The organism is Moorena sp. (assembly GCF_982860115.1).
Genome location: NZ_CEYLVT010000252.1, coordinates 1 through 10,130, shown reverse-complemented (window position 1 = coordinate 10,130; position 10,130 = coordinate 1). Strand labels below are relative to the sequence as shown.

5 protein-coding genes are annotated in these 10,130 nt (G+C 41.0%); 2 read left to right on the top strand and 3 right to left on the bottom strand.

Annotated elements, in window-relative coordinates; all coding sequences use genetic code 11:
• The first annotated feature begins 292 nt into the window (after positions 1-292).
• Positions 293-1,192, top strand: coding sequence for an alpha/beta fold hydrolase (locus tag AC4II3_RS28015; RefSeq protein WP_488014603.1), 900 nt, complete (start codon positions 293-295; stop codon positions 1,190-1,192).
• 238 nt (positions 1,193-1,430) lie between these two features.
• Positions 1,431-1,625, top strand: a complete 195-nt coding sequence (locus AC4II3_RS28010) for a DUF433 domain-containing protein (RefSeq protein WP_488014605.1) — start codon at positions 1,431-1,433, stop codon at positions 1,623-1,625.
• Between the two features lie 42 nt (positions 1,626-1,667).
• Here AC4II3_RS28010 and AC4II3_RS28005 read toward each other — a convergent pair whose 3' ends face one another.
• From AC4II3_RS28005 to alaS, 3 genes are all read right to left on the bottom strand, one after another.
• Entirely contained in the window at positions 1,668-3,011 is a 1,344-nt protein-coding gene (locus tag AC4II3_RS28005; RefSeq protein ID WP_488014607.1) for a GTPase, read from the bottom strand.
• Between the two features lie 9 nt (positions 3,012-3,020).
• Positions 3,021-5,426, bottom strand: a complete 2,406-nt coding sequence (locus AC4II3_RS28000; protein WP_488014609.1) for an ABC transporter substrate-binding protein — start codon at positions 5,424-5,426, stop codon at positions 3,021-3,023.
• Positions 5,427-6,270: 844 nt separating this feature from the next.
• A complete protein-coding gene (gene alaS / locus AC4II3_RS27995) occupies positions 6,271-8,901 on the bottom strand; it encodes an alanine--tRNA ligase (protein WP_488014611.1) in 2,631 nt (876 codons plus the stop codon).
• Positions 8,902-10,130: the final 1,229 nt, after the last annotated feature.

Here is a 10,130-nt window from a genome sequence, read left to right as displayed (position 1 = left end):
TGCACAAGTCCGTCAACCCAAGGTTTCATGTTAATTAATGAGCTACCGATTTATACTATAATTATTTCATAAAATACCTCGCTATTTTATGAAGTTTTATTACGTTATTTTGTAGTAAAAAAAAACTCAATAAAAACTGTAGCAGTTGCCACAACAGCTGGTTATTGTTAGTTTAAATAAACGCTGTATCATGTTATGATAATTACCCTGAATAAAAATCCACCCTATCTCCGGATATCCCAACACTTCCTTTAGTTATCGATTTACAACTATTACATGCACCTCTATCACTATGACTACAGCAATTAATCCGACTCAGCTTAACTCTGGTATTGGCGGTACCAAAAATTTCTACAACTGGAATTGGCAAGACAAACACTATCAAGTGGTCTACGAAACCATCGGCGCAGGAAAACCCGTACTGTTACTGCCTGCTTTTAGTACCGTTTCTAGTCGTACAGAAATGAAAGGTATTGCCAATCTACTCGCTACTAACTATCACGTTACCGTGCTAGATTGGTTGGGATTTGGCGAGTCTCAATGCCCTCCTGTGGATTACAATCCTGTCTTATTTCAGCAGTTATTAGCAGATTTTGTTAACTCTGTTTTTAATAACTCAATAATTTTAATTGCTGCCGGTCATGCGTCAGGATACGCTTTAAAATTTACCCAAGATAATCCAGATAGTATTTCTAAACTAATTTTAGTTGCCCCCACTTGGAAAGGACCGTTAAGAGTCATGGGTTTACCCGATGGAGTAAGAAACGGAGTAAAAAACCTAGTGCGATCGCCCTGGTTAGGTCAGAGTCTATACTATCTCAACACTACCCCTTCGTTTCTGCGCTTGATGTATAAACGTCACGTCTATGTAGATGAAAGCAAACTAACTCCGGAATTTATCGCCCAAAAACACAAAATCACTTCCAAAGATGGCGGGAGATATGCCCCGGCTGCCTTTGTTACTGGCGCAATCGATCCTGTCGCTAATCGGGAGGAATTTTTGCAGCTTTTAGATTCTGTGCCCATGCCCGTATTAATGATATTAGCAGAAAATGCACCACCTAAATCAAAAGCCGAAATGATAGCGATGGCGGAGTTAGAACAGGTGCAAACCGTTCGATTAGCTGGAACCTTAGGTATTTCTGAAGAGTATCATGAAGCGGTAACAGCAGTGATTGAGGATTTTATTTAGCTATTTAGCGATCGCTTTTATCGCAGTTATCACTCTGGAGTAAAGCTATAGCGTTTCTCGCAGTTATGAGGTACAGTATTATTTTACACCGATTCCCTTTCTTGATGCAGTCGCTCATGGGGGGAACCCCCAAGACCGCGCTGCATCGGTTCAAACCCTCTTAACTATTGCCTATTGCCTTTTGCCTTTTGCCTTAAAGGGATAAGCTTTGTCCTCATGACTCTAAGAATTGCTATATATGTCAGATTTGCTTAAAAGAATTACGATTAATCCAAGACAGTGCGGTGGTCGCCCTTGTATTCGCGGTATGAGAATTAGAGTATCCGATGTACTGGATTTGTTTGCGGCTGGACTTACTGCTGAGCAAATCTTAGCAGAAATGCCTGATTTAGAAGCAAATGATTTGCAGGCAGCGCTTCTATATGCATCCTGACAGGGCGCTTGTCGCACCGTCAGCTTTGCTACACATTCGACCTTACAATCTACCTTCTAATTTTTCAAAAAACTGTTTACATTCTTCAAACACCTGTTTTTTCCTTAGTTTATCCCAAACAATATATCTATTGTCTTGGAAATTTTTAATTGTTTGTAAAAGCCCAACAATTTCTTCCTCTCCTATTGTTGGGCTGTTTCCGTAACCGTGGTAAGACACTCCCCATATAATAGCTAGGCAAGTAGTAGCTATAAAGTTTTTACCATTTTGGTCGAGAGAAACTTCTATATTGTTATTTACAGATAATACAGCCCAAAGACTTCCTCCCAATAAACCAACAACAGTAGCCCCTACCTGTATACCAACTAGCGCTGCTGGTCCAGCAGCAACACCACCGACAGGCAATCCAATCATAAAACCGATTATCCCACCTATAACACCACCGATTCCAGTCCCAATGCCTGTACCAGCAGCTGCACCATCAACTACATCTTTAGGCTTTGAAAAGTTTTTTTTATGAAAGTTAAGGTCATTAACTCCTTTGAGTGGATCGTCTGCTGCTAATTTATAAAGCCTTGAAACGTTTTCATTAAATTCTTCTAACAACTGTTTAACTTCATCACGTATTTCATCAATGAGAAACTTTTCTGGGGAAGAATTATCAATACCCTTTTGTCTTTTTGCTTTGCTGCATGCTTGGATACAGTCATACATTAAATCTGAAGCTTTCCTTAAAATTTCAAGCTGTCTATGTCTGAAATTTTCTAGGTCTATGCGATATCTTTCTTTTTTTTGACCAGACAATAAACTTTCAACATAGCTATAAATCCGAGTAACTTTGGAAGGATCATCCCACCAACCATCAAACATAATGTAATTATTGATATCGTTTTGTTTAAAAAAATCTTCCCACTGATTTATTCGTTTAACATGCTGATTAGTTCTTTTTCGGCTTTTATTTCCAATGCCAATAATAGGCTTATTTAATTCCTTTAAAAGTTCAATTTCTTGATCATGCCCTGTTTCCGGCACATCATTTAAAGTATCGACAACGTATATTACCACATCTGCTCCCTCTACTGCTTCTATTGCATTTAGATCATATTTCATTTTATCTAGAGGAAATATGTTTGCTAATATCTCTGGAGAAAGCTCTTGTTTTTTAGCTTTCATATAGGCCAAACAAGAATCTGGAACCTCAAAACCTGGACAATCAAGGAACAAGGCTTGCAGAGTATTATATTGAATCGTTTCAGTCTTTTTGGTTGCGTGTGCTCGGTCAGCAACTAGACCGACATTGCTCTTAGTTAACGTTCTGATCAAAGTTGTTTTACCGGAATTGGTATGACCAGTTACTGCAATAACAGTTTTTTCTGTATTATTCATCAGGTTTTCCTATTTAATCAACTGACATGGTCTTTCAGCCACATACTCAATGGGAACAAATTCTAATCCCTGGTAAGCTGAATCACATGTTGATCGTATAACTTTAACTGCTGCTCCTGGTGGTTCTGTGCGGTTACCATCTGGTTTGAATTTGACTGTCCCAGTTACACCTGAGTAACTAAAATTATTTTTCCTTAAGGCTTGTTGTAACTTGACTCGATCGGGGTTTGGTAAAGTCTCCAGAGCCTTAGCGATGGTCATGATGGCATCGTATACAGTGGCTGTTCTCAAGCTTACCTGAGTTGTGTTCCATAGTTTTGAAGCTTGCTGGCAAAAGGCTTCTCCCTCAGGAGTATCTACGCACCCTTCCAAGCGATTCCAATCAGAATAAGCTATAAACTTTGATAGTGAACTTTCATTCTCTTTAGATAGGCCTTCTAAAGTCTGAGGATCGTATATTGAGGACGATCCTCCAATCCATACCCGACCCTGATTAGATTTAATCAAATCTATTGCGTTAGGAATTGCATAACTTGTAGTTCTCCCGTCAGGAACGACAAAAATTGCATTTACTTTATTTTGTTGAGCGTAATCAATTATTTGTCCTGCATCAAACGATGGAGTTGAGAGATCGTTTTGCTCTAAATCAATCAACTTACCTTTTTCTCGCACACGCTTTTCAATAACGGTTTTAAACGAATTGCTATAATTATCAGGGTGGCTATAAACAACCCCAGCTGTTTTTTCAAGACCATTCTTATCCAACTCATCAAGTAATACATCAACTAAGTATGGAGCTGAATGATTATGATTAGAAACAATTCTAAAAAAGAAACACTGTTTCTGCTTAGTACAGAAATGTGTCAAAGACTCTGAGCTACTGATTGGAGCAACTATAACTATTTTATGTTTTTGATAAACTTCCAAGGTTTTAAGGGTAATTCCACTAGCATAATGACCAACTACAGCTATGATCTCACTTTGAGAAGCTATTTGATTTGCCCTATCCTTAGCGTGAGCGACATTATTATGATCATCGGCAATCAAGATCCTCAGTGGTCTACCATTGATCTTAGCTTCGGAGTTATTGATCTTGTCTTGAGCTTGAGCAATTCCTCGAAGTATCTCTTTGGCTGTCTTTTCGTCTACTCTGATAGGAATTCCAACCGCAATAGTATAGGGCTTTATATTGGTATCTATTTTAAGTTTAGCATTATTCCAGTAAATTAGAGTTTCTGGATCTCTATCTTCTATTTCCCAGGAAACTTTAAAAAAGTTTGAAGCTTCTTGGTAGTCTTGGTCACCATAGGCTTTAATTCCATCATCTTTATTTTTGGGTTGATAACCAAAAAAAAGACTCTCTTCACCACAACTTATGTTATCCCGAGTTTTAAGTGAACAAGTTTCATTTTCAGGCTTAACAATACTTCTAATATTTTGAATACCTGCTGTCGATATCAAAGTAAAAATAATTAAAGAAACGAAAATTAATCCAGCATATATTGGATTTGAAAAGAGTTTTTTCCTAAATCTAAGAATACTTATCTTAAGCTGATTATTGTCATTTGTAGGGATTTTAGACCTAGGAGCAAGGAGTTGATCTAAGTCATTCAATATTTCTTTAGCTGACTGATAGCGAGCTTGGGGCTCATAAAGAATCATTTTATCTATGATCTTTGCAAATTCATCGCTAATCTGTAAAGGGCTTTTCCCAGGAACGTGATAACGCCATATAGTTTCTTTAGTAGATTGGTGACTAATAAGCTGAGGATTAATCTGAGATCTGATCATCTCAATGCAAACAACTCCCAAAGCATATAGATCGTCTCGATACCTCTCTTTATTCCCTTTGGGTGGCTTGTAACGATCATTATATTTGTCTAGAGCAATAGACACCTTACCCGAAACTATCTGTAGCCCACCGATTTCGTTTAAATCTCCAATATCAAGAAGAGTTAGTTGATCGTCTCCTGAATATATTATGTTAGAAGCCCTAATATTACCCTGAGCTATTTTTTGCTCATGTAATTGAACTAAAATCTCTAGAGATTTTCTTAGAATTATCTTAACTGTTTCCTCATTGAATAACTTTCCATTTTTAATCTCTGCCTCAATAGTATTCTCTTCTATATAATCTCGAAGTATATAAAAACTATTGCCTTGGCGAAACTGATACTTAATATTTGCTATACCGTTAATTTTTAAAGCCCTTATCTCTTGGACACGTTGTCTGAAAAGCTTTTGAGCTTCTTCCATTACCTCTGGTTCTTCAGAAAGAGGCTTATATTCTTTGGCTATATAGTAACAAGGTTGGGCAGCTGCACTATCATCATTTACCTTATAGGTTCTACAGTAGATTGAAGTTTTATATTCTTGAATAATACGATAGCTATGTGATATATACTGATCAGCCATTAGTCAATAATTATCAATAAACAATAAGGGTTGACTTTATTACCGTAGGGTACGTTAGGGACTTAGGGACTAGCTCGTCCTAATTTTCCGCCTTTTCAGAAGTGTTAGCACAACCCATGCCCTAACGCACCACCAGGTTAAATAGCAAAAATTAGATGCACCCCGGAATTGATAGAATGGTACTTACAAGTATTTCGAGATAAATCTACAGCCTTAATCGAGGTAGACCTACTCAGATTATTCAATTTTCTCGGTATTATTCCATGAATATAGTGAATTGTAAAGATTAAGATTAGCCTCAGAATTACCTCAAGCAAGATACTGTTGAGAGTATCAAAATTTAGGCTATTTAGGGTATAGCTATGACCAACTATTATAGGGTTATTGCTACAATTTTTGCTAAGCAAAGCTTGTAGGGTAAAAATGCAATTTTGAGAAAAATGTACAACAATACATTACACTCGATATCTTCTCTTGAAGAATAGTTTCGAGTGTGCTGCCAAGCCTACCTGTAACTCTGCCCTTGTTCATAAAGAAACCCAGGCAACTGGCAGAAATACTTACTACTAAATCAGCCGCTTGTGCGGTGGAAATTATCATGGCTGAAAAACCATTGCGTCAGCGGTCATATTATGTTAACCGAAATTGGATTAACATGCAAGGGCTAAAAAAGACTATTGCACTAACTTACCAATTACGATGGGTCGGTCATTGGCTCAAAAAAACTATTGCACTGACGCACTAAAATCTTCACGAGCACATAAAAGAGCGATCGCAGTCAGTTTGCGATCGCACAAATACAACTAATACAATTTTCGTTACCGTTGCTAGAGCCAGTTAAAAACTACTGCAACCCTTCCAACAACTGTTCCAAGGCGTTATCAAGGGCTTCCCCTAACTTACTGCCATCTTTTCCGCCAGCTTGAGCCAAGTTAGGTCGTCCACCACCACCACCACCGCAAATTTTAGCGATCGCACCAATAAACTTCCCAGCCTGCAAGCCTTTCTGATTAACACCCTTACTAAAGGCTGCCACTAAACTCACCTTGTCCGGGCTAGGCACTGAACCCAACACTACGGCACTTTCTCCCAGCTTCTGCTGTAGCTGTTGCGCAACACTCTTTAAGCCCTCTGGTTCTACTCCCTCCATTTTGGCAACCAGAACCTTGAACTCACCGACTGACTTAGCTTCCGCCAACAACTGGTCAGATTTTGCCAAAGCCAGTTGTTGCTTCAGGGCATCTAACTGTTTATTAGTAGCCTTGAGTTCCTGTTGTAAATTACTAATCCGCTCAGGTAACTCTTCCGGTTGTGCTTTAAAGCGATCGCATAAATCCTTAACCACCTTATCCCGCACATTCAGATAATCCAGCACCGCCGGTCCAGCCACTGCTTCTATCCGCCTAATTCCAGACGCGACCCCTGCGGAAGAGATAATCTTAAACACGCCAATCTCAGCAGTATTGTTGACATGGGTACCACCACACAATTCCATGGAGACACCAGGGAAATCAATCACCCTGACTTCATCGCCATACTTTTCCCCAAACATAGCGGTTGCGCCCTTAGCCTTAGCTTTTGTCAAAGGCATCACCTCTACATCAGCAGTATGGGCTTCACTAATCCAAGTATTAATTTGTGCCTCAATTTGCTCTAACTCTTCCGATGTCAGAGCGCGAGGGCAATTGAAGTCAAACCGCAAGCGGTCAAAAGCCACCAAAGAGCCTGCCTGAGAGATGCTTGGGTCAACAATTTTTTTCAGAGCCGCTTGCAGTAAATGGGTCGCACTATGGTTAGCTTGAACTCGACGGCGACAAGCCCGGTCAATTTGAGCCGTTACTGTTGTCCCTACCGCTAAATTTCCCCGTTCGACAGTACCGAAGTGGACAAAGAAATCCGATTCCTTCTGAACATCTTCGATGCGAACCAATAGGGAATCCCCAGACAGATAACCGCGATCGCCTATTTGTCCCCCAGATTCCGCATAGAATGGGGTCTGATCCAAAATCACCTGGACCTTACTCCCAGCCCCAGCGGATTCCACCGACTTCCCATCAACTAGCAAAGCCTCTACCTTAGCCATAGACTGGGGTTGAGTGTAACCCAGGAATGCCGTACTATCGATCTGTTCCCCTAGCTGATCTAAGCTACCCTGTACCGTTAAGTCAATCGTTTCATGGGCAACTCTAGCCCGTTCCCGCTGGCGTTCCATTTCCACCTCGAAGCCATCGAGGTCTACGGTTAAGCCCTGTTCTTCAGCAATTTCCTCAGTTAATTCCACTGGGAAACCATAGGTATCATAGAGCGTAAACGCATCTGTGCCAGAAATCTGCTTAGGCTTCTTAGCCAAAATCTCAGCCAGCAGCTTCTCTCCCCGTTCCAGGGTTTTCAGGAATTGAGACTCTTCCCGCTCCATTTCCGCTTGGATAGTCTTTTCCCGTTCCCGCACATTAGGATAAGCGGATTCAGATAATGCGATCGCTGTTTGAGCCACTTCCCAGGTAAATTCCCCATCAATCCCAATCAAACGGCCATGACGCACCACTCTACGCAGCAAACGGCGCAACACATAACCCCGTCCGGTATTAGAAGCGGTAATCCCATCCGCAATCATATGAACGATTGCCCGGATATGGTCACCAATAACCTTCAGAGAAACCTTCGTCTTCTCATCACTCTTGATATAGTTAACCCCAGCAATTTCCGCTGCCGTTTTTACAATCGGGAAAATTAAATCAGTTTCATAATTATTCGGCACTTGCTGGAGGATTTGCGCCATCCTCTCCAGTCCCATCCCCGTATCAATATTTTGTTTCTCTAACGGGGTGCGGTTACCTTCCGCATCCTGGTTGTATTCCATGAATACCAGGTTATAGAACTCAATAAACCTGGTATCATCTTCCAAATCAATAGTCTCATCTCCCAGTTCTGGGTGAAAATCGTAGTAAAGTTCTGAACACGGACCGCAAGGACCGGTTGGACCCGATTTCCAATAATTATCCTCCTCACCCAAGCGCTGGATGCGATTGGCTGGGATGCCAATTTTATCGCGCCAGATCGCAAACGCTTCGTCATCATCCCGAAACACACTGACTACTAAGCGTTCTGGTGGCAAACCGAATACCTCTGTAGAGAGTTCCCATGCCCATGCGATCGCTTGTTCTTTAAAATAATCCCCAAAACTAAAATTCCCCAGCATCTCAAAAAAAGTATGATGCCGTGCCGTGCGTCCCACATTCTCTATATCATTGTTGCGGATACATTTTTGGGAGGTGGTGGCGCGAGGGAATTCCGACTGACGTTGTCCTAGAAAAATCGGTTTAAACGGCAACATTCCTGCAATTGTCAGCAACACCGTCGGGTCTTCCGGTACTAACGAAGCACTTGGCAATACATTGTGTTGCCGTTGGGAGTAGAAATCGAGGAAAGTTTGCCGGATTTCGTTACCGCGCAAATAATTAGGGATATCGGGCATGGTTCTCTACAAGTCAGCTTTAGGGTATGGGCATATGGCAAGTAAAACCCTATCGCTATATTTATATATTTACATATCATCTATTCTGACATAGAAGCGAAGGTGAAAGCCCACCCTTGATAGGAGAGCAAACCATTGTGATGGTTGTTCGCGTAGCGTGGCCTTTGGCCAAGGTTGGGAGGTTGAAGGTTTGATGGTTGAAGGTTTGATGGTTGAAGGTTGGGAGGTTGAAGGTTTGATGGTTGAAGGTTTGATGGTTGAAGGTTGGATAGTTTAAGGTTTGATGGTTGAAGGTTTGATGGTTGAAGGTTTGAGGCTTAACAACTGAAAGCCGGATGTCTAACTGGCAATCTGTAACGTTAAACCTGTAACATGTCTATTTTATAATTAAACATCTAACCTGTAACCTTCAACATCTAACCTGTAACCTGCAACCTTCAACATCTAACCTGTAACCTGCAACCTTCAACATCTAACCTGTAACCTTCAACCTTCAACATCTAACCTGTAACCTTCAACCTTCAACCTGTAACCTGTAACCTTCAACCTTCAACCTTCAACCTGTAACCTCTAACCTCCAACCTGTAACCTTAAACCTTCTTAATCTAATCGTTGCAGTTTGTAAAGACTCCTTAACTTTAACAACAAGTATTCGGAATCTCCAGAAGGTCGTGTTAGGTTTAAAGAGTGGAAGTCATCCTTCAGATAAGAACCTGAAGCCAAAAACCAAATGGGCATAGATAAGATGATTTCTAGCGGTCTATGACCCAGCCACAGTAGGCACCGATCGAACATAGCAAGAAGTGGCGAGAAACCAACATAAGTTGGAGGAAGCCAAACCAAAGTCCGGAAAGACGCGACTGTGTGAGATTTAGTATCAGGTGTATCTGTGTAGTTTGCCAACCATAGTAGTGATCAAAACTGGTAGTCAGAAAGTTAACTCGTTGAAAATTTGTCTTTTTCCACTCGAATGGGTCTAGTCAATCCTGGCTAGGCCCTTTGAGTATTGTGGAAAAACCCTTGGCCAATGGCTGTTCGCGTAGCGTGCGCTTAAGCTGATAGCTGTTCGCGTAGCGTGCGCGTAGCGCATAAGCTGATAGCTGTTCGCGTAGCGTGCGCGTAGCGCTTAAGCTGACAAAGCAATTAAGACTTCACCATTGACCCTGCATGCTTCAACCTTCTTAATCTAATCGTTGCAGTTTGTAAAGACTCCTTAACTTTAACAACAA

Bases quoted from the DNA above. Each gene is read 5' to 3' on its own strand.
- AC4II3_RS28015 (WP_488014603.1), top strand. From the start codon at position 293: ATGACTACAGCAATTAATCCGACTCAGCTTAACTCTGGTATTGGCGGT.
- AC4II3_RS28010 (WP_488014605.1), top strand. From the start codon at position 1,431: ATGTCAGATTTGCTTAAAAGAATTACGATTAATCCAAGACAGTGCGGT.
- AC4II3_RS28005 (WP_488014607.1), bottom strand. From the start codon at position 3,011: ATGAATAATACAGAAAAAACTGTTATTGCAGTAACTGGTCATACCAAT.
- AC4II3_RS28000 (WP_488014609.1), bottom strand. From the start codon at position 5,426: ATGGCTGATCAGTATATATCACATAGCTATCGTATTATTCAAGAATAT.
- alaS (WP_488014611.1), bottom strand. From the start codon at position 8,901: ATGCCCGATATCCCTAATTATTTGCGCGGTAACGAAATCCGGCAAACT.